This is a genomic window from Sporosarcina saromensis (assembly GCF_054901285.1).
In genome coordinates, this window is the sequence record NZ_CM142738.1 from 2,237,605 (window position 1) to 2,262,493 (window position 24,889).

At 41.3% G+C, this 24,889-nt stretch carries 28 protein-coding genes; all 28 read left to right on the forward strand.

Annotation, left to right across the window (positions count from 1 at the left end):
• The first annotated feature begins 6 nt into the window (after nt 1-6).
• The 28 genes from ACVHUV_RS11235 (at nt 7) to ACVHUV_RS11370 (ending at nt 24,889) form a co-directional block, all read left to right on the forward strand.
• Nucleotides 7-240, forward strand: coding sequence for a KH domain-containing protein (locus tag ACVHUV_RS11235; protein ID WP_317941683.1), 234 nt, complete (start codon nt 7-9; stop codon nt 238-240).
• Nucleotides 241-364: 124 nt separating this feature from the next.
• Complete coding sequence (gene rimM, locus ACVHUV_RS11240) at nt 365-880, forward strand: ribosome maturation factor RimM (RefSeq protein WP_462084647.1); 516 nt, start codon at nt 365-367, stop codon at nt 878-880.
• A complete protein-coding gene (trmD, locus tag ACVHUV_RS11245) occupies nt 877-1,620 on the forward strand; it encodes a tRNA (guanosine(37)-N1)-methyltransferase TrmD (RefSeq protein ID WP_462084648.1) in 744 nt (247 codons plus the stop codon). Before rimM ends, trmD begins: the two co-directional genes overlap by 4 nt.
• A gap of 128 nt (nt 1,621-1,748) precedes the next feature.
• Nucleotides 1,749-2,093 (forward strand): 50S ribosomal protein L19, encoded by a 345-nt coding sequence (rplS, locus tag ACVHUV_RS11250; protein WP_317941681.1) that lies wholly within the window; start codon nt 1,749-1,751, stop codon nt 2,091-2,093.
• A gap of 98 nt (nt 2,094-2,191) precedes the next feature.
• Nucleotides 2,192-2,749 carry a signal peptidase I gene (lepB, locus tag ACVHUV_RS11255; RefSeq protein ID WP_462084649.1) on the forward strand — a complete coding sequence of 186 codons (558 nt, stop codon included), beginning with the start codon at nt 2,192-2,194 and terminating at the stop codon, nt 2,747-2,749.
• 18 nt (nt 2,750-2,767) lie between these two features.
• Nucleotides 2,768-3,652 carry a ribosome biogenesis GTPase YlqF gene (gene ylqF, locus ACVHUV_RS11260; RefSeq protein WP_371389883.1) on the forward strand — a complete coding sequence of 295 codons (885 nt, stop codon included), beginning with the start codon at nt 2,768-2,770 and terminating at the stop codon, nt 3,650-3,652.
• Between the two features lie 101 nt (nt 3,653-3,753).
• On the forward strand, nt 3,754-4,533 hold the full coding sequence (gene rnhB, locus ACVHUV_RS11265; protein WP_462084650.1) for a ribonuclease HII: 780 nt from the start codon (nt 3,754-3,756) through the stop codon (nt 4,531-4,533).
• On the forward strand, nt 4,530-6,017 hold the full coding sequence (locus tag ACVHUV_RS11270; protein ID WP_462084651.1) for a hypothetical protein: 1,488 nt from the start codon (nt 4,530-4,532) through the stop codon (nt 6,015-6,017). The genes rnhB and ACVHUV_RS11270 overlap by 4 nt, the downstream gene beginning before the upstream one ends.
• A 5-nt stretch (nt 6,018-6,022) precedes the next feature.
• Nucleotides 6,023-6,463 carry a hypothetical protein gene (locus ACVHUV_RS11275; protein ID WP_462084652.1) on the forward strand — a complete coding sequence of 147 codons (441 nt, stop codon included), beginning with the start codon at nt 6,023-6,025 and terminating at the stop codon, nt 6,461-6,463.
• A complete protein-coding gene (locus ACVHUV_RS11280) occupies nt 6,460-6,789 on the forward strand; it encodes an EscU/YscU/HrcU family type III secretion system export apparatus switch protein (protein ID WP_317941676.1) in 330 nt (109 codons plus the stop codon). Before ACVHUV_RS11275 ends, ACVHUV_RS11280 begins: the two co-directional genes overlap by 4 nt.
• Nucleotides 6,790-6,876: 87 nt before the next feature.
• Nucleotides 6,877-8,037, forward strand: coding sequence for an ADP-forming succinate--CoA ligase subunit beta (gene sucC / locus ACVHUV_RS11285; protein WP_462084653.1), 1,161 nt, complete (start codon nt 6,877-6,879; stop codon nt 8,035-8,037).
• Between the two features lie 18 nt (nt 8,038-8,055).
• Nucleotides 8,056-8,958, forward strand: a complete 903-nt coding sequence (gene sucD, locus ACVHUV_RS11290) for a succinate--CoA ligase subunit alpha (protein ID WP_317941674.1) — start codon at nt 8,056-8,058, stop codon at nt 8,956-8,958.
• Nucleotides 8,959-9,019: 61 nt separating this feature from the next.
• A complete protein-coding gene (dprA, locus tag ACVHUV_RS11295; protein ID WP_462084654.1) occupies nt 9,020-9,901 on the forward strand; it encodes a DNA-processing protein DprA in 882 nt (293 codons plus the stop codon).
• Between the two features lie 170 nt (nt 9,902-10,071).
• The gene (gene topA, locus ACVHUV_RS11300; protein WP_371389888.1) at nt 10,072-12,147 is read left to right on the forward strand and encodes a type I DNA topoisomerase; all 2,076 of its coding nucleotides are present in this window, start codon (nt 10,072-10,074) and stop codon (nt 12,145-12,147) included.
• 387 nt (nt 12,148-12,534) lie between these two features.
• Nucleotides 12,535-13,440 carry a tyrosine recombinase XerC gene (xerC, locus tag ACVHUV_RS11305; RefSeq protein ID WP_462084655.1) on the forward strand — a complete coding sequence of 302 codons (906 nt, stop codon included), beginning with the start codon at nt 12,535-12,537 and terminating at the stop codon, nt 13,438-13,440.
• Nucleotides 13,441-13,452: 12 nt separating this feature from the next.
• Complete coding sequence (hslV, locus tag ACVHUV_RS11310; protein WP_462084656.1) at nt 13,453-13,995, forward strand: ATP-dependent protease subunit HslV; 543 nt, start codon at nt 13,453-13,455, stop codon at nt 13,993-13,995.
• Nucleotides 13,992-15,395, forward strand: coding sequence for an ATP-dependent protease ATPase subunit HslU (gene hslU, locus ACVHUV_RS11315; RefSeq protein ID WP_462084657.1), 1,404 nt, complete (start codon nt 13,992-13,994; stop codon nt 15,393-15,395). The genes hslV and hslU overlap by 4 nt, the downstream gene beginning before the upstream one ends.
• A gap of 82 nt (nt 15,396-15,477) precedes the next feature.
• Nucleotides 15,478-16,254: a GTP-sensing pleiotropic transcriptional regulator CodY gene (gene codY, locus ACVHUV_RS11320; RefSeq protein ID WP_371389891.1), complete on the forward strand. Its 777-nt coding sequence runs from the start codon at nt 15,478-15,480 to the stop codon at nt 16,252-16,254.
• 303 nt (nt 16,255-16,557) lie between these two features.
• Nucleotides 16,558-16,950 carry a flagellar basal body rod protein FlgB gene (flgB, locus tag ACVHUV_RS11325; protein ID WP_462084658.1) on the forward strand — a complete coding sequence of 131 codons (393 nt, stop codon included), beginning with the start codon at nt 16,558-16,560 and terminating at the stop codon, nt 16,948-16,950.
• Nucleotides 16,951-16,952: 2 nt separating this feature from the next.
• Nucleotides 16,953-17,420 carry a flagellar basal body rod protein FlgC gene (gene flgC / locus ACVHUV_RS11330; RefSeq protein WP_462084659.1) on the forward strand — a complete coding sequence of 156 codons (468 nt, stop codon included), beginning with the start codon at nt 16,953-16,955 and terminating at the stop codon, nt 17,418-17,420.
• Nucleotides 17,421-17,444: 24 nt separating this feature from the next.
• Nucleotides 17,445-17,753, forward strand: a complete 309-nt coding sequence (gene fliE / locus ACVHUV_RS11335; RefSeq protein ID WP_317941665.1) for a flagellar hook-basal body complex protein FliE — start codon at nt 17,445-17,447, stop codon at nt 17,751-17,753.
• Nucleotides 17,754-17,811: 58 nt separating this feature from the next.
• A complete protein-coding gene (fliF, locus tag ACVHUV_RS11340) occupies nt 17,812-19,401 on the forward strand; it encodes a flagellar basal-body MS-ring/collar protein FliF (RefSeq protein WP_317941664.1) in 1,590 nt (529 codons plus the stop codon).
• A gap of 12 nt (nt 19,402-19,413) precedes the next feature.
• A complete protein-coding gene (gene fliG / locus ACVHUV_RS11345) occupies nt 19,414-20,427 on the forward strand; it encodes a flagellar motor switch protein FliG (RefSeq protein ID WP_371389895.1) in 1,014 nt (337 codons plus the stop codon).
• Nucleotides 20,420-21,190 carry a flagellar assembly protein FliH gene (gene fliH, locus ACVHUV_RS11350; RefSeq protein ID WP_462084660.1) on the forward strand — a complete coding sequence of 257 codons (771 nt, stop codon included), beginning with the start codon at nt 20,420-20,422 and terminating at the stop codon, nt 21,188-21,190. Before fliG ends, fliH begins: the two co-directional genes overlap by 8 nt.
• A 2-nt stretch (nt 21,191-21,192) precedes the next feature.
• Complete coding sequence (gene fliI, locus ACVHUV_RS11355; protein ID WP_462086901.1) at nt 21,193-22,521, forward strand: flagellar protein export ATPase FliI; 1,329 nt, start codon at nt 21,193-21,195, stop codon at nt 22,519-22,521.
• A complete protein-coding gene (gene fliJ / locus ACVHUV_RS11360; protein WP_317941661.1) occupies nt 22,518-22,970 on the forward strand; it encodes a flagellar export protein FliJ in 453 nt (150 codons plus the stop codon). Before fliI ends, fliJ begins: the two co-directional genes overlap by 4 nt.
• A gap of 1 nt (nt 22,971) precedes the next feature.
• Entirely contained in the window at nt 22,972-23,580 is a 609-nt protein-coding gene (locus ACVHUV_RS11365) for a MotE family protein (RefSeq protein WP_462084661.1), read from the forward strand.
• A gap of 34 nt (nt 23,581-23,614) precedes the next feature.
• A complete protein-coding gene (locus ACVHUV_RS11370; protein ID WP_462084662.1) occupies nt 23,615-24,889 on the forward strand; it encodes a flagellar hook-length control protein FliK in 1,275 nt (424 codons plus the stop codon).

The following is a 24,889-nucleotide window of genomic DNA, read 5'->3' on the forward strand; positions in this document are numbered from 1 at the left end:
GTGGACATGAAGCAGCTGATTGAAACGATTGTCAAACCGTTAGTCGATCATCCCGGAGATGTACAGGTCGACAAAGATGAACAACCTCATCGCGTCACTTACAAACTTTCCGTCAACCCTGAGGATATGGGGAAAGTGATCGGAAAGCAGGGTCGTGTTGCCAAAGCGATACGAACTATTGTTTATTCAGCAGCAGGCAGTCACCATGGTAAGAAAGTTTACCTTGATATCATTGATTGATCGGTAGCAAGAGTTGCCGTATCATCACAACCTGTAAAGAAGGAGGGAGCTCATGTTCCTTCCTTTTTTGTCTATTCATCGAGATTTGTGCAATACTAAACGTAGTGTAAAGGAAGGTGCAAGGATGCAATGGTTTAATGTTGGTAAGATCGTAAATACGCACGGCATAAATGGGGAAGTACGCGTCATCTCCCGTACGCACTTTCCAGAAGAAAGATATGCGATAGGCAGTGAGTTATCTTTGTTCATGCCGAATGAAAAAAAGCCGATCCAATTGACTGTCGCCAGTCACCGTCGCCACAAGAATTTCGATCTCCTTACATTCGAACATCATTATTCAATAGGCGATGTGGAGAAGTATCGAGACGGTATTCTAAAAGTATCGGAAAAGCAGCTAGGTGATTTGGATGAAGGTGAGTTTTACTACCACGAAATCATCGGCTGTACAGTAATTACAAACACAGGCGATGTAATTGGGAAAGTTACGGACATATTAGAGACTGGCGCGAATGACGTGTGGACTGTAACACCTGAAGAGGGGAAACCACAGTACATTCCATTTATCGATGATATTGTCAAAGAAGTCGATGTAGACGAAAAACGGATTGTGATCGAACCGATGGATGGGCTCCTTTCATGATGAAGATTGATGTTTTATCGTTGTTCCCTGAAATGTTTGAAGGAGTACTTCATACGTCGATTATGAAAAAGGCACAAGAAAACGGGGCTGTTTCTTTTGCAGTTACTGATTTCAGATCATTCTCCGGTAATAAACACCACAAAGTGGATGACTATCCCTATGGTGGTGGTGCGGGAATGGTGCTTAAAGCAGAACCGCTCTTTGCGGCCGTAGATGCTCTCTCGCTCGATGCATCGAAGAAACCGCGTGTCATCCTCATGTGTCCTCAAGGCGAGCGTTTCAACCAAAAAAAGGCAGAAGAACTTGCGCAGGAAGAGCATCTTGTTTTCCTTTGCGGCCATTATGAAGGGTACGATGAACGTATACGGGAACACCTTGTGACAGATGAGCTATCGTTAGGTGACTTTGTTTTGACAGGGGGAGAAATCGCTGCAATGGCGATGATTGATAGTGTCGTCAGGCTATTGCCGAATGTACTGGGCAATACTGACTCACCGGTGCTCGACTCGTTCTCCACTGGTTTGTTAGAGCATCCCCAATATACAAGACCGTCTGAATTCAGAGGGATGAAAGTTCCAGAAGTCTTGTTGTCCGGTAACCATGCGGCGATTGACAAGTGGAGAGAGGAACAAGCTGTCATCCGTACCTTTGAACGACGGAAAGACTTATTGGAACACGCGCCGTTGACGCCACACCAACAACAAGTGTTAAAACGGTTAATAGAAGAAAAAAACGACTGATGCAACTTGTAATTCGCAGTCCTTTGTGCTATTATCGACTATGTACTTCTATGGGGAGTACATACTAACTGGTGTTCCGCTGCAAAGGATTGAAGTGCAAGAGCATCTGTGAATAAGGAGAGAAAAATATGCAAAACATTATTGCAGAAGTAACAAAAGAACAACTTCGTACAGATCATCCAGATTTCCGTCCTGGGGACACAGTCCGCTTGCACGTTAAAATCGTTGAGGGCACGCGTGAGCGTATCCAAATCTTCGAAGGTGTTGTCATTAAACGTCGTGGAGGCGGAATCAGCGAAACTTTCACTGTCCGTAAAATCTCTAACGGTGTAGGTGTTGAGCGTACATTCCCTGTACACACACCAAAAATCGCTAAACTTGAAGTAACTCGTCGTGGTAAAGTACGCCGTGCGAAATTGTACTACCTTCGCAACCTACGCGGAAAAGCTGCACGTATTAAAGAAATTCGATAAAATGCAAACAGCGGAGAGCCGATCTCCGCTGTTTCTTTTTGCGTCCATGAACATTAGAATGTACAATAGATATAGTAGGTTGGCGGGAGGCTTTGGTGATGAACGAAGAGAAAAAGAAAAATGAAACATGGGAATGGATTAAGGCGTTATTAATCGCTTTTGGCTTGGCGGCGATTATTCGTATATTTTTATTTACACCTATTGTCGTTGATGGTGTATCGATGATGCCGACGTTGGAACATGGAGATAAAATGATTGTGAACAAAATCGGATACACAATCGGTAAGCCTGATCGATTTGATATCGTCGTTTTCCATGCACCCGAGAAAAAGGACTATATTAAACGCGTCATCGGTCTTCCGGGCGATGAAGTGGAATATCGGGACGATACGTTATACATTAACGGTAAAGCGGTAGAAGAGCCTTATTTGGATAAATACAAAGCGGAAGTGAACGATGGACCGCTGACAGAGGATTTTACACTTGAAGAAAAAATTAATCGACAAACCGTCCCTGAAGGCTATGTATTTGTAATGGGGGATAACCGTCGAAAAAGTAAAGACTCTAGACATATTGGAGCAGTATCAATCGATGAAATTATTGGTAGTACAAAATTTGTATTTTGGCCAATAAAAGATTTCGGAATCGTTGACTGATGAAAGGAGAGAGTTCCGATGACCATTCAATGGTTTCCAGGGCACATGGCCAAAGCACGACGTGAAGTTACAGAACAATTGAAGCTAGTAGATATCGTATTTGAATTAATTGATGCACGATTACCTTTATCCTCACGAAATCCAATGATCGATGAAGTTATTCAACAAAAACCAAGATTGCTCATCTTAAACAAAATGGATTTGGCGGATGATAAAGAAACGGAACGATGGATACGTTATTTTGACGCCAAAGGGATTCGTGCCGTTGCCATCAATTCGTTTGAAGGAAAAGGACTTCAAACGGTTACAAAAGCTGCAAAGGAAATTCTTGCGCCCAAAATTGAACGGATGAAAAAAAGAGGGATTCGGCCTGGTGCAATTCGCGCTATGATCGTTGGAATACCGAACGTCGGAAAGTCTACATTAATTAATCGCTTAGCAAAGAAAAACATTGCGAAAACCGGTAATAAGCCAGGTGTTACGAAAGCACAGCAATGGATAAAGTTTGAAAAAGAATTGGAACTGTTAGATACACCGGGAATTCTTTGGCCAAAATTTGAAGATCCCGCTGTAGGGTACAAACTAGCGTTAACCGGTGCGATAAAAGACACGATCGTGAACATGGAGAATTTAGCAGTCTTTGGGCTACGCTTTTTGGAAAATCATTACCCGGATCGACTTGAAGCGAGATACGGCATCACAACAGTCGATGAGGACATTCAAGCAATTTTCACGAAAATTGGTGAAGCGCGAAAAACGTACACACAAGGCGGAGAGATTGATTACGACAAAGTGTCGGAGTTAATCGTGCAAGATATTAGAAGTGAGCTTTTAGGGAAGTTGACATTTGACTTCGTATCTGAAGAAAACAGTACAGAAAAGGTCGATACTATCACGGATTGATCCGTGACGTTCGGCCTTTTCTTGTTACTAGGGTGTTACATTTACATAATAGAGCCGATATAAAGAAAAAGTGCGTTGAAATAAACAGGCAGGGTGATCGAGTGAAGACTGTGAAAGAAATAACACAATTATTAATGGACCAAGAAGAACCGTCGGCATGGATGAAAAAGCTTGAAATGGATGAACGGGCTGGTGTGAAGAAAGCGCTAGATCGTTGGAACGTGAATTATAAGAAAAAGCTGCTGAAACAGCAAGCTTTACAAGAAAAGATCGCGTTTGATGACAACTACAAATTGTTTCAAGGCGCTCTTGTAGCTGGAGTGGACGAAGCGGGAAGGGGTCCTTTAGCTGGACCTGTCGTTTGTGCAGCTGTCATATTACCTGAGAACCCTATAGAATTGATCGGATTGGACGACTCTAAGAAGATTGCGAAACGAGAGAGAGAAAGACTAGCGGAAGTCATAAAAGAGATTGCACTCAGTTGTGCTGTTCACATACAATCCGCAGAACGTATTGATGAAGTGAACATTTACCAAGCGACGAAAGAATCAATGGAACGTGCAGTTTTGCAACTCGACACATCTCCGACAATCGTTCTGGCAGATGCGATGGCGTTGCAAGTTCCTTGTCAAACCGAGTCCATTATTAAAGGGGATGCAAAAAGCTTGGCAATTGCAGCTGCATCCATCTTGGCGAAGACGACTCGTGATGCATTACTTGATGATCTGAATGTAGAGTTTCCGATGTATCACTTTGCTAAAAACGCTGGATATGGAACAGCTGACCACTTAGAGGCGCTACGGTTGTATGGGCCTTGTGAACACCATAGAAAGACGTTTGAGCCTATTAAGACGATGTTGGAAGGAGGTTTAGTAGATTGACGCATCCTTTAATCCCACAAACAGCTCCTCAGCCGCCTATTCGGTTACAACCCCCTTTAACGTTGAGAGAAGGGCAGATGTTTAAAGGACAGATTAAACAATTCTTTCCTGGTAACCTTGCAGAAGTTCAAATTGGGCAGCATAAGTTGATGGCCAAACTGGAAGTGCCTATGAAAGCGGGAGACGCCTATTATTTTCAAGTGAAAGCTGTCGAACCTGAATTGCAACTGAAAATCATTTCAGGGCCAATTCAAGCGCAAGATAACCAGTCAAAGCAATTGGCTAATCTCGTGGATCGGATGCAACTTCAACAGTCAAAAGAGATGCAAATCGTACTCGCTCATTTCATTAAAAACAAAATTCCATTCACCCGTGAAAACTTGATTGACGCGACGAAACTTCTCAAGTCAGTACCAGTTGCAGTCCGTGGAGAAGCATTACAGATGATACAAAAATTGATGCAGCTTCGCCTGCCACTTACGCCAAAACATTTCTCTTCACTGATGTCTGTAGAAATGAAAGAAGGTTTCCACCAGCTACTGCAAGCTTTGCAAGTTGCGCTTGATGAAGAACTAGGGTTGCAACCCGCTGTGAAGCATTCGATCCTCTCTACTTTAGAGTCGTTGAGTGGAGTTACAAAGATGGCGATGGACAATGCATTATTGCATCACGCAGTTGTGAAGTTATTGGATGACAATGTACCGCAGCAAGAGCGTTTTCAAATCCTGCAATTACTGAAATCAGTAGGACTGTTACCGAAACAAGCATCGATGGCAAATTTGCAAACGACACTTACGAATCAACTTATAGGACAAGTAGAAAGCCAAATTCATAGTCCGAATGGTCAATTAAACAGACAAGAAAAAGTAATAAACAAAGATGTCCTCTCAACAAATCAAACAATCATTGATCGCTTGGAAACGATCATTAAAAATGCTAAGCTGCACCATTCAACAGAGCTTTTTCAAAGCATTCGACAATTCGCGACGGAAGTCCAACAAGACACTGTTCTAGAACAGCCGCAAAAACAACAAATGATGAAGTTGCTAGTAGCGCTTGAGAAACTTTCGGTTACGGAATTGCCATCATCTCCAATCACTGCACAATTGACAAAGATTCTTGTAAAGCATATGGCCGAGCAAGGCCAAAAACAGCCATTCGATGTGAACATTCCCAATGCTCTTCATAAATTGTTTGGTGAGAATGCGCTAGGAAACGCCTCATTAATTAGTCAACGGATTGCACAACTGAATATACCAATTACGAACCAACTGCTTCAAGAAGCTCAAACGAGTGTGAGTAACGCGATAGACGGCAAAACAATGCAAATGGTGATGCAGTCAATTACCGCTTCACTTGGAGTGAATTATGAAGCTACGATTGGTCATCAACAAGGTGATTTCCAAAAAAGCTCGGAGTGGCTAAAACCGCAACTAGTTGCTTTATTGCAAGATCCTCTATCTCAACCAAAACACGTGATGTAGCTGAGATGATTGTGACGAGAATGAATGGACATTTGTTGCATTCGGGTGAAGTGGGACTAAACCAGCAAATTGTAATGCAACTACCTATGTCAATACTGGGACAACGAATCGATGCAACATTGCAGTGGAATGGGAGAATGAAGGATGATGGAAAAATTGATCCGGAATTTGCTAGAATCATGTTTTACCTTGAGTTGTCATCATTAGACAAAACAGTAGTTGATATGCAAGTGCAAAACCGAATTGTTACACTCACAATTTACAACGAGGAAGACCGATTGAAAATGATTGGGGACCTTTTCCGAGAACGACTGAAAGAAGGACTGGCGTCTAGTAAGTATATCCTTTCCGGAGTATCGTTCAAGAAGTTCGAGGAGTCGACTGAAACTGCTATACGACAGCAAGAAATCATTCAAGAGCACCAAGGAGTTGACTTTCGGATATGACTGAAAAGAAGCATACTAGGAAGGAAGCCATTGCCCTCACGTATGATCCGGCAGCAGGTGAAGCCCCAAAGTTGATAGCGAAAGGTAAAGGCAGAATTGCGGAAAATATCCTATCAAAGGCACAAGAGCATAACATTCCGATTCAAGAGGACCCGACATTGGTCGAATTACTCGGTCAGTTGAATGTCAATGAATCGATACCCGAAGAACTGTACCAAGCTGTTGCAGAAGTGTTTGCGTACATCTACCATATAGATCGAGCGCATGGTGAAGGCGAAATAAGTAAGCGGATGACGAATGGTGTCAAAAAAAACCTAAAAGAGTAGCAGACAATTGTGGACATTCTTTGACATTGTGTCTACAATAGATACGGCAGTAAATTATTAGCTACAAGTTCGATTGGAGGATGTAAGATGAATATCCATGAATATCAAGGAAAGCAGTTGCTTCGCGATTATGGTGTAGCTGTTTCAAACGGTCGGGTAGCATTTTCTCCCGATGAAGCTGTAAAAGCGGCAAAGGAGCTCACTACGGATGTAATCGTCGTGAAAGCACAAATCCACGCTGGTGGACGCGGTAAAGCTGGCGGTGTAAAAATCGCTAAAAATCTTGACGAAGTACGTGCGTATGCAAAAGAGCTATTAGGTAAAACGCTTGTCACTCATCAAACAGGTCCCGAAGGTAAAGAAGTGAAACGTCTTCTTATTGAAGAAGGATCAGATATTAAAAAAGAATACTATATTGGTCTAGTAGTTGACCGTGCAACAGATCGCATTACATTAATGGGTTCTGAAGAAGGCGGAATGGACATCGAAGAAGTTGCAGAAAACACGCCTGAAAAAATCTTTAAAGAAGTTGTTGATCCAGTAGTTGGCTTAACAGGTTACCAAGCACGTCGTATGGCATTCAACATGAATATCCCTTCGCACCTTGTCAATAAGGCTGCTAAATTCATGTTAGGTCTTTATAAAGTATTCGTCGAAAAAGACGCTTCAATCGTTGAAATCAATCCACTTGTTGTTACAGGTGATGACAACGTATTAGGGTTGGATGCAAAATTCAACTTTGACGATAATGCACTTTATCGCCATAAAGACATCGTTGAACTTCGTGATTTTGATGAAGAAGATCCTAAGGAAATCGAAGCATCCAAGTATGACTTGAGCTACATTTCCCTCGATGGAAACATCGGTTGCATGGTTAACGGTGCGGGTCTTGCGATGGCTACAATGGATACAATCAATTACTATGGCGGAACACCGGCGAACTTCCTTGATGTTGGGGGCGGTGCAACTGCTGAAAAAGTAACTGAAGCTTTCAAAATCATTCTTTCCGACGAAGCTGTTAAAGGAATTTTCGTTAACATTTTCGGTGGCATCATGAAATGTGACGTCATTGCTGAAGGTGTTATTGCAGCTGCAAAAGAAGTTGGTCTTGAAGTGCCACTTGTCGTACGTTTGGAAGGTACAAATGTCGAAAAAGGTAAAGCTTTGTTGAATGAATCAGGTTTGAACATCATCGCTGCTGACACGATGGCAGACGGTGCACAAAAGATTGTTGAACTCGTAGGCTAAGAAAGGCAGGGACAAACGATGGCAATTTATATTAATAAAGATACAAAAGTGATTGTACAAGGTATTACTGGGTCTACAGCACTTTTCCATACGAAACAAATGCTTGAATATGGTACAAAAATCGTCGGCGGAGTCACTCCGGGCAAAGGCGGAACTGAAGTTGAAGGAGTGCCTGTTTTTAATACTGTTGAAGAAGCGGTAAAAGCGACAGGTGCTAACGTATCGGTCATCTATGTTCCAGCTCCTTTCGCTGCTGATGCGATTTTAGAAGCTGTTGACGCAGAATTGGATATGACAATCTGTATTACAGAACATATTCCAGTAATCGACATGATCAATGTCAAGCGCTACATGGAAGGTAAGAAAACGCGTCTTGTCGGACCAAACTGCCCAGGTGTCATTACGGCTGATGAATGTAAAATCGGTATTATGCCAGGCTACATCCATACAAAAGGTCATGTTGGCGTCGTATCTCGTTCTGGAACATTGACATACGAAGCGACACACCAATTAAGCCAAGCGGGTATCGGTCAAACGACTGCTGTCGGTATTGGTGGGGATCCTGTAAACGGAACGAATTTCATTGATGTATTAAAAGCTTTCAATGAAGACCCTGAAACTTATGCGGTCGTCATGATCGGTGAAATTGGTGGTACGGCTGAAGAAGAGGCTGCTGAATGGGTGAAAGCAAACATGACAAAACCTGTTGTCGGCTTCATCGGTGGTCAAACTGCACCTCCAGGGAAGCGTATGGGCCATGCAGGAGCGATTATCTCCGGTGGTAAAGGAACTGCTGCTGAAAAAATCAAAGCGATGAATGCTGCAGGTATCGAAGTTGCTGATACGCCATCTGTAATTGGTGAAACGCTTATTAAAGTGATTAAAGAAAAAGGTCTTTACGAAAAATGTAAAACACATTAAGTAAAACGAGCGGCATGCAGGAATCTGCATGCTGCTATTTTACATGGAGGAGAATATGATAATGCTGTCAGAGACTGATCGTAGGATGCTTGTACTCCATTATGTTTACCCGGTACCTTACAACAAGATTGCGCTGATTATCGACCAAGATCCGTTTCTTGAAAACCTATTTTGCTTTCGAACATCAGAATTGCAAAGGCTGCTACAAATCCCCCATTCAAAGGCAGCTCGGTTGAATCAACAATTACTACAACACGAAAACACCCCCTTCCCCCTACTTTATCAACAAGAGCAAATCATACCGATTCCAATAACGAATATAACTTACCCGAGTTCGCTGAAATGGTTAGTCGACCCTCCTTCAGTTTTATATGTAAAAGGTGACAAACACCTTCTTAATGTCCCTAAAAAAATCGCTATTATCGGTTCTCGGAAAGCGACTGAGTACTCAAGAAAAGCGATGTCGCAAATCATCCCTCCTCTCGTTGCAAATGAAACAGTCATTGTTTCTGGTCTTGCAAAAGGTGCAGACACAATGGCGCACAAATCGACAATGTTCTACAACGGTAAAACAATAGCAGTACTTGGCCACGGTTTGTTTCACCTTTATCCTTATGAAAACCGTACCTTGGCAGATGAACTTGCTTCAAATCATTTGTTAGTTACAGAGTATCCTCCGTATATGCGACCAGCAAAATGGACATTTCCGATGAGAAACCGGATCATTAGTGGCTTGTCGAATGCTGTCATCATTACAGAATCTGAAGAGAAAAGTGGTACGATGAGTACAGTGGACCATGCACTAGATCATGGGAAAACGGTATTTGCGGTGCCTGGCCCTATTCATTCGCCTTTGTCTATCGGACCGAATAAATTAATTGAAGAAGGGGCAAAACCTATATGGAACGGCTATCAAGCGCTGGAATCATGCCTGTTTAAATGAGTTGAAAAATGTTCCTCATATTGAAAAGGTTGATTTTAATTCAAATCTGTTATACATTTTGCAACAGATATTCTTTTACATCCGCACTCTCGGTTAACAGATTGGCAAAATTGAATGAAACTGTCCACCGGGTGGATAAATAGGAACCTCTATGAGGAGGAGCATGAAAAATGGCAGATTACTTAGTTATCGTTGAATCGCCGGCAAAGGCGAAAACTATTGAACGTTATTTAGGAAAGAAGTATAAAGTTAGAGCTTCGATCGGACACCTTAGAGACTTACCGCGTAGCCAAATGGGTGTAGATACAGAAAATAACTATGAACCGAAATACATTACGATTCGTGGGAAAGGTCCAATTTTACAAGAGTTGAAAAAGGACGCAAAAAAAGCAAAGAAAATCTTTCTTGCAGCCGACCCCGATAGAGAAGGGGAAGCGATTGCGTGGCACTTGGCACATCAGTTAGGCGTAGATATCGAATCTGATTGTCGAGTGGTGTTTAATGAAATCACAAAAGATGCAATTAAAGGTTCATTTAAAAATCCACGCCCAATTGATATGCATCGTGTGGATGCTCAGCAAGCGAGAAGGGTGTTGGATAGACTTGTAGGTTACAACATTAGCCCAATCCTTTGGAAGAAAGTAAAAAAAGGGCTGTCAGCTGGTCGCGTCCAATCCGTCGCTTTGCGGATGATTATTGACCGTGAAAACGAAATTAAAGGATTTACACCTGAAGAGTACTGGAGCATCACTGGCCAGTTTTCGAAACATGGCAAGGTGTTTGAAGCGACATTTTACGGTGATGAAAACAAAAAAATAAAGCTTGAAAATAGACAACAAGTTGATGAGATACTCTCCAGGATGACAGAAGATGAATTTACAATCGTCAATCTCGTCAAAAAGGAAAGAAGAAGAAATCCTGCGCCACCGTTTACCACATCTTCCTTGCAACAAGAAGCGGCCCGAAAGCTGAATTTTAGAGCGCGGAAAACGATGATGCTCGCTCAGCAATTGTACGAAGGAATCAATACCGGTAAAGAAGGCATTGTCGGTCTAATTACGTATATGAGAACGGATTCGACGAGAATATCTGATACTGCAAAAGGCGAAGCAGTGGAGTATATCGAAAAGATGTACGGCAATGAGTTCGTTGCGACATCTAAAGTGAAAGCCAAGGAATCAGCAAATACACAAGATGCACATGAAGCGGTCAGACCCACATCAGTTTTAAGGCCACCTGATGCGATGAAAGCGTTTTTATCGAGAGACCAGCTCAGACTATACAAATTGATTTGGGAACGCTTTGTTGCAAGCCAAATGGCTCCTGCCGTATTGGACACAGTAACTGCTGATCTTATGAATGGCGATGTGAAATTCAGGGCAACAGGCTCCGAAGTGAAATTTCCAGGTTTCATGAAAGTCTACATTGAAGGTGAAGATGATCATGAAGAGAAAAAAGATGGTATCTTACCACCTTTGGAAAAAGGTGAACGGATCAAAGGCACTGCGATTGAACCGAAACAGCACTTTACCCAGCCACCGCCACGTTACACAGAAGCGAGACTTGTTAAAACGCTTGAAGAGCTCGGGATTGGCCGGCCATCGACTTATGCACCTACATTGGACACGATTCAAAAGCGTGGCTACGTCACGTTGGATGCAAAGCGATTTGTACCGACGGAGCTCGGTGAAATTGTACACCAAGCCGTTCATCAATATTTCCCGGATATTATCGACATTGAATTTACGGCAGAAATGGAAAAGAACTTAGATGATGTAGAAGATGGGAAAGTTCGATGGGTACAAGTCATTGATGATTTCTATAAAGAATTCGAGAAACATGTTAAAGTTGCAGACGAAGAGATGGAAAAAATTGAAATCAAAGATGAGCCGGCAGGAGAAGATTGTGAACTATGTGGCAATCCGATGGTGTTCAAGATGGGGCGTTACGGGAAATTCATGGCTTGTTCAAACTTCCCTGATTGCAGAAATACGAAAGCGATCGTGAAACCGATTGGTGTTACATGTCCTTCTTGTAAAGAAGGTCAAGTAATTGAGCGGAAGAGCAAGACGAAAAGGATTTTCTATGGTTGTGACCGATACCCTGAGTGTGAATACGTATCATGGGATAAGCCAATTGCAAGACCTTGTCCTAAATGTCAGCACACCCTCGTCGAAAAGCGACTTAAGAAAGGTGTACAGATCCAATGTACGGAATGTGACTATAAAGAGGATGCACAAGAATAAGTGGAGAAAGAAGTGTGTGTGCTTTTGATTTTCTTTGTTAACAGTATTGCAATATGAAAAATTAACATGAAAATGAGTCACTTGGATTAAGGTACTAATACTTAACCAAGTGACTCTTTTGAGATTTGTCCAAAAAATGAACAAAATGTGTCTGGTTTGAACAAAATATTGTTTGACGTCTTACTTCTTGATACAAATCGGTTGCTGAACTTAAGTACATTCTGTATAGTGAAGCGTGGACGACTTTGGAACTTCCTTAGTAGATTACCTATTCTTTAGATAAGGAAGTCGGGGAGTTGTTTTTTGATAAAAGAAAAAATAACCACTTTTCAAATGTGTTCAAATTCTGTATGATGGATGAAGTGATTCATGTTGGGGGTGAAACACTTGCAACAAAAAAATGAATTGACGGTATTTCTTGATGAATACATATCCTATATTCGACTTGAAAAGAATTATTCATCTTTGACAGTCTCTGAGTACAAACATGATATCGAAGAGTTTTATGCTTTTTTAAGTGAAGAAGGGATTGTTGATTTAGCAAATGTCGATTATCCTGAAGCTCGACTGTATGTAACGAGATTGTATGATAGAGGATTATCGAGGGTTACGATATCGAGAAAAATTTCGTCAATCCGGTCTTTATACAAGTTTTGCAACGCTCGGTATGGTATGAAAGATCATGCTTTCCGATTATTGCACCATCCAAAGAAGGAACAGCGGCTTCCGGCTTTTTTTTATGAGAAAGAACTTGATGCACTTTTTGCAGCTTGCGAAGGCGATCATCCGAAATCTGTTAGAGATAAAGCGATTCTTGAAATGCTTTATGCGACAGGTGTCCGTGTTAGTGAATTAGTTTCCATTAAACTTGGTGATATTGATAATGGATTGGGAATTGTCAAAGTTATGGGGAAAGGTCGAAAAGAACGTTATATCCCATTTGGCAGTTTTGCGCAACAAGCTCTTGAATCCTATTTGGAAATCAGTCGTCCTTTATTGATGAAACAAAAAAAGCACTACTCTTTGTTTGTCAATTTGCGAGGCGATCCAATTACAGCTCGGGGAATTCGCCATGTATTGGATAGTATGATGAAGGATGCCGCTATACAAGGTAAGGTATACCCGCATATGATACGCCATTCATTTGCCACGCATTTATTGGCAAATGGCGCTGATATGAGAACGGTGCAGGAGCTTCTTGGACATAGTCAGTTATCTTCGACACAAGTTTATACACATATCACAAAAGAACACTTGCGGAAAACGTATATGAACACTCATCCGCGAGCGTAGGAGGATGGATATATGAAATTTCACGCAACGACGATATTTGCCATTCGACATAATGGTGAATGTGCAATGTCAGGTGATGGACAAGTGACAATGGGTGAAGCGGTTGTCATGAAACATTCTGCTAAAAAAGTAAGAAGACTTTACAATGATAAGATACTTGCCGGATTCGCTGGTTCGGTAGCTGACGCTTTTACGCTGTTTGAACTGTTCGAGGGGAAATTGGCGGAGTTCAATGGAAATTTGGAGCGTGCGTCAGTGGAACTTGCGAAGGAATGGCGCGGAGACCGGATTTTAAGAAAGTTGGAAGCGATGCTACTTGTCATGGATAAAGAGCGCCTATTGCTTGTTTCAGGAACTGGGGAAGTGATCGAACCGGATGATGGCATATTAGCAATTGGTTCCGGTGGCAATTATGCCTTAGCTGCTGGCCGTGCGTTAAAGAAGCATAGTGGTAATGGTCTCACGGCTGAGCAAATTGCAAAAGCGGCACTTGAAACTGCTTCTGAATTGTGTGTGTACACAAATGACAGAATTATTGTGGAGGTGCTTTCATGAACAAGAAGCAGGAAATGTCACCTCGAGAGTTGACGATGTTTCTCGATCGGTACATTGTGGGACAACATGCAGCCAAAAGAGCAGTTGCGGTAGCGATGCGTAACCGGTACCGCAGGAGTCTTTTGACACATGAAGAGAAAAGTGAAGTTATTCCTAAAAACATTTTAATGATTGGACCTACCGGTGTTGGGAAGACTGAAATTGCAAGAAGGATTGCAAAGTTGGTGAACGCCCCTTTTGTTAAAGTGGAAGCGACAAAATTTACTGAAGTCGGATACGTCGGTAGAGATGTCGAATCGATGATTAGGGATTTGACTGAAGCGGGAGTCCGTATCGTTCGCGAGGAAATGCGTGAATCCGTAAAAGGACAGGCGGAGAGCCTTGCAGAAGAACGATTAGTCGACTATTTAGTTCCAGAGAAGAAACAAAAAGGGAACATGCAAAATCCGTTTGAGCTGTTGTTTGGTCAAAAAGCGGATGAGGATGTTAGCAGTGATTCTGACAAGCAAGAGTTGAGTCGTAAACGATCGGAAATTGCTCATAGACTCGCTGCAGGCGAATTGGAAGAGGAAATGATTACGATTGAAGTCACTTCCCAGCAGCCTTCCATGTTTGATGCTTTGCAAGGTTCGGGTATGGAACAGATGGGCGCTAGTATGCAAGACGCGTTTTCATCCTTTATGCCGAAGAAAACGGTGAAGCGGAAAATGTGTGTAAAAGACGCAAGAAAGCATTTGCAAGCAGAAGAGGCGGACAAATTGATTGACCAAGAGGAAATTGCGAGAAGAGCAGTTGAACTTACGGAGCAATCAGGTATTATCTTCATTGACGAGATGGATAAGATTGCGAGTCGTTCGAATGGTGGTTCTTCTTCTGCAGATGTTTCCCGAGAAGGTGTGCAAAGAGATATCTTACCAATAGTGGAAGGCTCTTCTGTGACAACGAAATACGGTACGGTCAAAACCGATTATATTCTTTTCATTGCAGCTGGGGCTTTTCATATGTCAAAGCCATCTGATATCATACCTGAGTTGCAAGGGCGTTTCCCGATTCGGGTAGAATTGGATAAGCTTACGAAAGAGGATTTTGTTCGAATCTTGAAAGAACCTGATTTTTCGTTGCTAACACAGTATAAAAAGTTGTTAGCTACAGAAGATGTACGTATAGAGTTTACAGATGAAGCAATTGAAAGAATTGCTGAAATTGCTTTTGATGTAAATGACAATACAGAAAATATTGGTGCTCGACGGTTGCATACTATTTTAGAAAAATTGTTAGAAGAACTTTCTTATGAGGCGGCTGAAATTGGTCCAACGTCGATTACCATCACGTTGACATATGTCGATGAGAAGTTGAAAACAATCGCAAAGAACAAAAATTTGTCACATTTTATCTTGTAAATGAGACATTTTAGTTTATTTAATGATTGAAAAGCTTTAGAATATTCTTAAACACATTTGAAATTTAGAGGAGGAAATAGTCATGGCACTATTAGCAAAAACAAGAAAAATCAATGCAATGTTACAAGAAACAGCAGGGAAACCTGTTAATTTCAAAGAAATGGCTGAAAAATTAAGTTCAGTTATCGAGTGTAATGCGTTTATCGTTAGTCGAAAAGGTAAGTTGCTTGGTTTAGAAATCCACCAGCAAATCGAAAACGAGCGTATGAAAAAAATGTTTGAAGACCGTAAATTCCCTGAAGACTATACACGTAAATTAGCGGAAGTGAATGAAACTTCTTCGAATATCGATGTATATAGCGATTACACAGTATTCCCAGAAGAAGAGCGCGAAATCTTCAAAGAAGGCTTAACGACAATCGTTCCGATCATCGGTGGTGGAGAACGTCTTGGAACACTTGTGCTAGCACGTTTGCAACAAAAGTTCACAGAAGACGATTTAATCCTTGCTGAGTACGGAGCAACTGTAGTTGGCATGGAAATCCTTCGTGAGCGTGCTGAAGAAATCGAAATGGAAGCACGCAGCAAAGCGGTTGTTCAAATGGCGATTAATTCATTATCATACAGTGAGCATGAAGCAATTGAGCACATCTTCAAAGAACTTGATGGCAACGAAGGTCTATTAGTAGCTTCAAAAATTGCTGATCGTGTTGGAATCACTCGTTCGGTAATTGTCAACGCACTACGTAAACTTGAAAGTGCAGGCGTAATTGAGTCGCGTTCCCTTGGTATGAAAGGAACGTACATTAAGGTACTAAACAGCAAGTTCTTAGAGGAATTAGAAAACCAAAAGAACTGATTATGCTAGTGAAAATAACACTTCAACCATTTTTGGTTGGAGTGTTATTTTTTTGAGAAGGAATCTTGGATATCATGATAATTAAATAATTCAAAACTCAAGATTATGTATTTAGTCCTAAATACTAGTTACAAGGATTTTTTATGGATATAAAAAGGTTGTTTTGAACTAATGAAACTTACTATATAAGATAGACAAAGTTCGGCAAAATCCGCTACAATAGGATATATGATTTAATGAATGAAGAAAAAAATTGCGAGATTAATAGTAGGTTCATTCTATGAAACTATGAGGTGAAAACAGATGAATATGTACGGCTCAACCATTTCGATGCTTGAGAAGGGATTAGATTACTCCTCCACCAAAGGGAAAATGATCGCGCAAAATATCGCAAATATCGACACGCCGAATTACAGGGCGAAAACAGTAAGCTTCAATGAAGTTCTAAAGAATGCACAAAGCGAACCGATTCATGCCTATCGGACTAATGAACGTCATATTAATTTTTCAACAAAAGTATATCAACCTGGTGTATCAAAATTATCTAGCCTAAAGTATCGACAAGACGGCAATGGTGTGGATATGGATAAGGAACAGGCGGATTTAGCAGCGAATCAAATTTACTACAATGCTTTGGTCGACCGCATTAACAGCAAATTTAATTCATTGCAAAATGTCATAAAAGGAGGCCGTTAAAAGTGTCAATTTTTCATAGTCTGAATACGTCTGCTTCAGCTTTGACGGCACAGCGTCTTCGTATGGATGTCATATCTTCCAATATGGCGAATGTCGAAACAACACGCGGGAAAATGGTAGATGGCGAATGGGAGCCATACCGTAGAAAAATGGTTAGTTTTAAGCCGCAAGAGAATGCGTTCTCTTCCATGTTGAATGTAGCAATGGGAAGCCGCGATAACAGAAGCAGGTCAATTGGGAACGGCGTTACGATCACAAGTATTAAGGAGGACCGTGAAACGCCTTTTAAACTTGTTTTCGATCCAACACATCCTGATGCTAACGAAGAAGGGTATGTCCAAATGCCGAATGTTGATCCTTTAAGGGAAATGATTGACCTCATGTCTGCAACGAGATCTTATGAAGCGAACGTCACTGTGCTCAATGCGAATAAATCGATGTTAATGAAAGCTCTTGAAATTGGAAAATAACGAAGTAGAAAGGAAGCGGTGCATATGTCAATCCAATCAATACTTAGTACAGGGAACCTTGCGAGCCAAGTTAAATCGTTTCAACCTGTTCAACAGACACCATTCGAAGCGCAACAAAGCTTTGGTACATATTTAAAGAATGCAATACAAGATGTGAATACAAAACAAATCGAGTCGGACGGGATGACACAAAAACTGATTCGTGGTGAAAATGTCGATTTACACAATGTGATGATCACTGCTCAGAAAGCTTCAATTGCATTAAATGCAACAATGGAAGTGCGGAACAAAGTTGTAGAAGCCTATCAGGAAATCATCCGGATGCCTGTATAATACAACCCGTTTACTCATGAAGGATTTATTGACTAAGTAAGCAGACCGGAGGATTAGAATGAAAGAACGAATGACGAAAATTGGAACTGATCTCAAACAGTTCTGGTCAAGTCGCACAAAAAGACAAAAAACGACTTATATCGGCTCTGCAGTTGTAATCATCGCATTAGCCGCAGTTCTAACCTATTTCTTATCAAGGACTGAATATGCCGCTCTCTATTCTGATGTTTCTAGAGCTGAAATTGGCAGAATCAAAGAGGAGTTGGACGTATTAGGGGTGCCAAGTCAAATTGCTCCTGGAGGGACGTCCATACTTGTCCCGAAAAATCGTGTAGACGATTTGCTCGTTACACTTGCTGCTGAAGGCTATCCGAATACAGGGAAAATCGACTATTCCTTTTTCTCTCAAAACGCTGGATTCGGGACGACAGATAACGAGTTTAATATGATCAAGCTCGCTTCAATGCAAACGGAACTCGCCAATTTGATCAAAGGCGTAGAAGGCGTTAAGGATGCAAATGTCATGCTTACACTGCCTACACAAAGTGTATTCCTCAATGAATCAGTTCAAAACGCTAGTGCCGCCATTATGTTGAATACCGAACCTGGTCACCAATTTACAGAAGCACAAATAAAAGCGTTGTATAACTTGGTGTCAAAAAGTATACCAAACTTATCGACTGAAGATATTTCAATTATGAATCAGTACTCTGAGTATTTTGATTTGCAACCTGAATCGACAGGAACAGTAGTTGTGGATCAAATGGAATTAAAGAAAACACTTGAACGGGATTTGCAAAGAAAAGTTCAGACGATGCTTGGTACAATGGTCGGTCAAGATAAAGTCGTCGTTTCTGTAACGACAGATATCGACTTTAAACAAGAAAAACGACAAGAAGATTTAGTAGAGCGTGTCGATGAAGATTTAGACAGTTTAGCGATTAGTGTCCAAAGAATTACCGAATCGTTTACTGGGAACGGAGTGATTGCTGGCGGTGTGCCTGAGGGCGAAGACCCATCAGATAACCGAACTTCTTATGTAGAAGGGGATACAGCAAATGGAGATTATGAACGATTAGAAGAAACCATTAACAACGAAGTAAACAGAATTCATAAAGATATTGTGGAAAGTCCTTACAAGATAAGGGACATTGGCATCCAAGTCATGGTTGAACCACCAAACGTTAATGATCTTTCTTCGTTAACACCAGAAGTGGAAGATGACATCACATCAATTCTAGAAACAATCGTCCGTACGTCCATCGACAAAAGTTACGTACCTCAAGATGTGACAGATGAGTATTGGGACAGTAAAATCGCCATCTCAACACAAGTGTTTAATGGGAAAATGGCAAATGTTCCACAATCGACTTCGCCAGCTATTCCTTGGTGGGTTTATGCAATTGGTGCAGTCCTAATAATCGTAATCGTCTTCCTGTTAATCGCTTACTTCCGTAACAAAAAGCAGGAACGTGCAATGGAAGATGAGTTGATTATGGAAGAACAACGAGAAGCGCTACAAGTGGAAGATATTAATAAAGAACAAGAAACGGAATCTTCTTTACGCAAAAAACAGCTTGAGAAGATGGCGAAAGACAAACCTGAGGAATTTGCGAAATTATTACGTACTTGGATTGCAGAGGATTAAGGAGGAAATACAGTGGTGAAAAAAGACAAAGGTATGAATGGCAAACAAAAAGCTGCACTCCTCCTTATTTCTTTAGGTCCTGAAGTTTCAGCGGCAGTTTACAAACATTTGACGGAAGAGGAGATCGAGCGGTTAACACTGGAAATTTCCAGTGTGAAAAAAGTGGATGCAACGATTAAAGATGAAATCATTGAGGAATTTCATAATATTGCACTTGCGCAGGATTATATTTCTCAAGGAGGGATTGGCTATGCCAAGACGGTTCTTGAAAAAGCGCTCGGAAAAGACCATGCGCAAGCTATTATTAATCGACTTACATCTTCATTGCAAGTGCGCCCGTTTGACTTTGCACGAAGAGCAGATCCTGGTCAAATATTAAATTTCATCCAGAACGAACACCCGCAAACAATTGCATTAATCTTGTCCTATTTAGAAGCAGAACAAGCCGGAATGATTTTATCGTCGCTTCCACAAGAAGTGCAGGCAGACATTGCAAAAAGAATTGCCACGATGGAATCGACTTCACCGGAAGTCATTAGTGAAATTGAAGCGGTACTTGAACGAAAACTGTCATCGACGGTTACACAAGACTTTACTGAAACAGGCGGCGTTGACGCAGTTGTTCAAGTATTGAATGGTGTTGATCGTGCGACGGAAAAAACCATTCTCGATGCACTTGAAATTCAAGACCCGGAGCTTGCAGAAGAAATTCGAAAAAGAATGTTTGTATTTGAAGATATCGTTACACTCGACAATCGATCCATTCAGCGTATTGTACGTGAATGTGAAAACGAAGATCTTATTCTGTCAATGAAAGTTTCAAGTGAAGAAGTACGGAATATTCTCTTCAAAAACATGTCCCAACGTATGGCGGAATCATTCCAAGAGGAAATGGAAGTCATGGGTCCTGTTCGATTGCGCGATGTAGAAGAGGCGCAAGCAAGAATTGTTTCCATCATTCGAAGACTAGAAGACTCTGGAGAAATCATTATAGCCCGTGGTGGGGGAGATGATGTAATTGTCTAAGATCTTTCGTCCTTCTCAAACGGTTGCAACGAATAGCAACCCTAGAGAAATTACAATAAGAAACTTGCACAATCCACTGTCAGAAATAGAAGAAGAGCCATTAACGAAGGAAGTCCTTTTCGTTGAACGGGATCGATTGTTGAAAGAAGCTCGACAGACAATCGAAATCGAGCAAGATGAATGGTTTGAGCAAAAACGTATTGTACAACAGGAAATCGACGCACTTAAAGAAGCGTGGGTACATGAAAAGAATGCACTACAGCAACAAGCTTATGAGGAAGCTTTCCAATTAGGGTTTGAAGAAGGGCGCAACAAAGCCCTTTCGGATATGCATGCGGCTGTCGAAATTGCGAATGAAGTGACGATGACTTCCAAGGAAAATGCACAGAAATATTTAGCCTCCCAAGAAAGACTCATACTGGAACTAGCAATCCGCTCAGCAAGCCGAATTCTTGGAAGAGTACTAGAAGAAGATCACGAATCATTTTTATCAATTGTAAAAAAAGGATTAAAAGAAGCGAGAGAGTCAAAAGAGATTAAGCTATTCGTTTCGCTCGAAGACTTTGAACTTGTATCGTCAAATCGTACAGAACTAATGGCAATATTTCCACCTGATATACCGTTTTTCATCTTTGCTGATGAAGATTTGCAATGTAATGATTGCATGATTGAAACAAATCAAGGGCGAATTGTTGCGAGTGTGAAAGACCAATTATCCGAACTGAAAGAAAAGCTTGTCGAACTGTTGGAAAGTGGTGACTGATGATGAAAAAAGCCGAAGAATTGCTTGAAGTCATACCGCAATTACATACTTTCAAGAAGTTCGGACGAGTTGTCCGTGTTGTTGGTCTCATGATCGAATCACAAGGACCGGTAAGTGCCATAGGTGATGTTTGTCGCATCCACTTAAACAATGAGCGGAAAAACGACACGATTTTGGCGGAAGTCGTCGGTTTTCGTGAAGAAATTGTCATTTTAATGCCCTACACGAAAATCAGTGATATTTCAAGTGGGTGTTTAGTTGAATGCACAGGGAAACCACTTGAAGTGAAGGTTGGAATGGAGCTGATTGGTAGGGTCGTCGATTCGATGGGCAATCCAATCGATCAGTATCCACTGCCTAAAGGTTTATCTTCTGTAAGAACGGAACAGGATCCGCCGAGTGTCTTGTCCCGATTGCCGATTCAAGATCAGCTTGCAGTTGGTGTGAAGGCAATTGATGGCATGTTAACGGTAGGGAATGGACAAAGGGTAGGGATATTTGCAGGCTCTGGTGTTGGGAAAAGTACGTTGCTTGGCATGATTGCACGCAATACGACAGCAGATTTAAATGTGATTGCACTCATTGGTGAACGTGGAAGGGAAGTTCGCGAATTCATTGAGAGGGATTTGGGACCTGAAGGACTCAGTCGCACAATCGTTGTAGCAGCAACATCCGACCAACCCGCGTTAATGCGCATAAAAGGCGCGCTGACTGCGACAGCTATCGCGGAATATTTTCGTGACAAAGGCATGAACGTCATGCTGATGATGGATTCTGTTACACGTGTAGCAATGGCTCAGAGGGAAATTGGTTTAGCAGTTGGTGAGCCACCTGCGACTAGAGGATATACACCCTCCGTCTTTTCAGTAATGCCAAAGCTTCTTGAGCGTACTGGGACAAATGAAGTGGGAGCCATTACAGCTTTTTACACCGTTCTTGTCGACGGCGATGATATGAATGAACCGATTGCAGACGCTGTTCGTGGTATTCTCGATGGTCATATCGTATTAGATCGTACGTTAGCAAATAAAGGACAATACCCAGCAATCAACGTGTTAAAAAGTGTCAGCCGACTTATGAACCATATCGCTTCACCAGAACATGTGAGAGCCGCTGAAAAATTGAGGGAATTATACTATACATTCAATAAATCCGAAGACCTCATTAATATTGGTGCTTATAAACGGGGTACGTCAAAAGAAATCGATGATGCGATTGACTTTGAACCTCGTATAACGACCTATTTGAAACAGAGTTACAAAGATAATATTCGAATGGAAGACAGTATCGGGGAATTGATCTCACTTGCAACAGGAGGAGGTACACGATGAAACCTTATGTCTATCGATTTGACAAAGTGCTCAGTTTTCGGGAGCAGGAGAAAACGGAAACGGAAATCGAATATAAAAAAGCAGTTGAATCGTTTGAGAAAGTTGCGACTGAACTTTATGAACTGCTTAAGAAGAAAGAAGATGTTTCCGAAGCGCACCAAGAAAAAATGAAGCAAGGTTTTATGATAAACGAGGTGCATCATTATGTGCGATTCATCGATACGCTTGAAAAACGCATAGCCAGTCTTCAAATGACCGTTATGAAAGCTCGTTCAAAAATGAAATGGTTTGAAGAGAAACTGCTTGAGCGATCGATAGAAGTAAAGAAATTTGAAAAAATGAAAGAAAAAGATCAAGAACATTATCAAGCTGAACTGGAACAAGTGGAAGCTAGCTTGTTGGATGAATTGTCGACTATGAAGTTCCATAGAAAAGAAACAGGGTGGTAATGTGGTAAATAAACCGAAACAATTAGCAGCAAAGAATGAAGTAGAAAAAGGTGCTAAAAAAGCGAATCTTTTTCAAACACTCTTAATGTGGACACTCATTCCTTTATTATTCACAACAATGGTTCTATTAATCATTGCATTTGTAGCAGACATTAATGTGTTGGACGAAATGAAAAAAATGTCGTCCTCTCTTCCATTCTCTACTGAGAAGAAGTCTGTGGAAGATGAAGAACTAGCTGCAGATATAGAAGAACGCGTTGTATCTTTACAAGCCGAAATCAAAGAAAAAGAGTCACAAGTGTACAAGTTACAAGAAGAACTGGAGCAGTTCAAAGACGAAAAGAACGCATGGTTAACTGAACAAGAAAATCTTCAACGTCAAATTGAAGCTTTGCAACGTGCGAAAGAAGATAACAAAAGGGATGTAAAGGAAATTATTTCGACGTTCGAGAAAATGTCTGCTAAATCTGCAGCACCCGTCATTACGAATATGAATGATGCTGAAGCGATACAAATCCTTACTGCATTAAAACCGGAAGTGTTAGCACCTATTTTAGAGAAGATGTCTGCTGAAGATGCTGCAAAATATACGAGCCTTATGACGAAATAGTTGAGTAGTTTACACATTGAAAGGGGGTGAAAAATTGAACATTAGCGCACTACAGTCACTCGTTATTGGAAATCAAACGACCGTAAAGTTGGGGAATGAACAATCAAGTTCTTCTACAAAATCCTTTGGATCAGTATTTGGCCAGATGATGGCTACACCTAAAGACTCGTCTGGTAGCCAATCAAGTGGAAATATTGACGTGCACTATTTGAAAGATGTACTACAGGCGAATACGTTGGAAGATTTGAAAGAAGCACTAAGCGCAATACCAGGATTTGATTCAACGGAATTGACAGAAACAATCAATTCGTTAACAAGTGCATCGAGTGTCGAAGAAATCCTCGCTACACTTATGGTGGAACCAGAACAGTTTCTTGACGACTTAAAAAAATTGTTCGTAGAAGCTGGACTTCCTGAAGAAGAATTCAATCATCAGTTAGAGACGGTTGATGTTTGGACAATGATCGGTTTTCTAGAAGAGGTTGGAGTTGCATTTTATGAAAAACTAGGCGAGACGATGGATAAGAACCTAACTCCTAACGAAAAGGTATCTGTTGTATCTTTCCTTAAAATGGTAGAGTTTCTCGCTGCTCATTCGGATATGACCGTCACAATGGAACAGAAATTGTCTAGTTTCACAACCATGTATCAGCTGACATTGGAACAGTTGCAGACAAGATTGCAAACTACGCCTATAAGTAAACAGGGGTACATGCAGTTGTTGCAAGATAAAGTAAATGTACAAATCGTTCGGTCGAATGAGTCTTCATCTACTGACAATGGGTCATCTAGTAAACAACCGGATACGACATCTCAAGGAAATGTTTCGTCGACGACGCATGCATCAATAAAAACGGAATTTTCGTTGTCTCAAGAACCAAACACTTCAAATAGAAGTGAAACGTTAATGCGAGAAATGCAACTACTGTTGAAACGCTCGAACTTCGGACAAGTAGGTGGGTCAACGAGGATGCTGATCAAGTTGTACCCTGAACATTTAGGGCAAATACGTATTGAGTTACATGAAGCAAATGGGGTATTGTCCGCAAGAATACTGGCCTCCACTTCACTTGCAAAAGGGATGTTAGATAGCCAATTGCATCAGCTCAGACACGCGTTCGCCCAACAGAATTTGCAAGTGGACCGTATTGATATTTCACAGTCCATTCAAGATCCTTCACGTAGTGATCGGGAACAATCGTTCAATGAGCAATTTAGACAAAGGCAACAGCCTAGTGAACAACAAAAGAACAATACTCCAGAAGACGAAACTTCTTTTGAAGAATATTTAATTGAATTAGAGGTGTAG

Bases quoted from the DNA above. Each gene is read 5' to 3' on its own strand.
- ACVHUV_RS11235 (WP_317941683.1), top strand. From the start codon at position 7: ATGAAGCAGCTGATTGAAACGATTGTCAAACCGTTAGTCGATCATCCC.
- rimM (WP_462084647.1), top strand. From the start codon at position 365: ATGCAATGGTTTAATGTTGGTAAGATCGTAAATACGCACGGCATAAAT.
- trmD (WP_462084648.1), top strand. From the start codon at position 877: ATGATGAAGATTGATGTTTTATCGTTGTTCCCTGAAATGTTTGAAGGA.
- rplS (WP_317941681.1), top strand. From the start codon at position 1,749: ATGCAAAACATTATTGCAGAAGTAACAAAAGAACAACTTCGTACAGAT.
- lepB (WP_462084649.1), top strand. From the start codon at position 2,192: ATGAACGAAGAGAAAAAGAAAAATGAAACATGGGAATGGATTAAGGCG.
- ylqF (WP_371389883.1), top strand. From the start codon at position 2,768: ATGACCATTCAATGGTTTCCAGGGCACATGGCCAAAGCACGACGTGAA.
- ACVHUV_RS11275 (WP_462084652.1), top strand. From the start codon at position 6,023: ATGATTGTGACGAGAATGAATGGACATTTGTTGCATTCGGGTGAAGTG.
- ACVHUV_RS11280 (WP_317941676.1), top strand. From the start codon at position 6,460: ATGACTGAAAAGAAGCATACTAGGAAGGAAGCCATTGCCCTCACGTAT.
- sucC (WP_462084653.1), top strand. From the start codon at position 6,877: ATGAATATCCATGAATATCAAGGAAAGCAGTTGCTTCGCGATTATGGT.
- sucD (WP_317941674.1), top strand. From the start codon at position 8,056: ATGGCAATTTATATTAATAAAGATACAAAAGTGATTGTACAAGGTATT.
- dprA (WP_462084654.1), top strand. From the start codon at position 9,020: ATGCTGTCAGAGACTGATCGTAGGATGCTTGTACTCCATTATGTTTAC.
- topA (WP_371389888.1), top strand. From the start codon at position 10,072: ATGGCAGATTACTTAGTTATCGTTGAATCGCCGGCAAAGGCGAAAACT.
- hslV (WP_462084656.1), top strand. From the start codon at position 13,453: ATGAAATTTCACGCAACGACGATATTTGCCATTCGACATAATGGTGAA.
- hslU (WP_462084657.1), top strand. From the start codon at position 13,992: ATGAACAAGAAGCAGGAAATGTCACCTCGAGAGTTGACGATGTTTCTC.
- codY (WP_371389891.1), top strand. From the start codon at position 15,478: ATGGCACTATTAGCAAAAACAAGAAAAATCAATGCAATGTTACAAGAA.
- flgB (WP_462084658.1), top strand. From the start codon at position 16,558: ATGAATATGTACGGCTCAACCATTTCGATGCTTGAGAAGGGATTAGAT.
- fliE (WP_317941665.1), top strand. From the start codon at position 17,445: ATGTCAATCCAATCAATACTTAGTACAGGGAACCTTGCGAGCCAAGTT.
- fliF (WP_317941664.1), top strand. From the start codon at position 17,812: ATGAAAGAACGAATGACGAAAATTGGAACTGATCTCAAACAGTTCTGG.
- fliI (WP_462086901.1), top strand. From the start codon at position 21,193: ATGAAAAAAGCCGAAGAATTGCTTGAAGTCATACCGCAATTACATACT.
- fliJ (WP_317941661.1), top strand. From the start codon at position 22,518: ATGAAACCTTATGTCTATCGATTTGACAAAGTGCTCAGTTTTCGGGAG.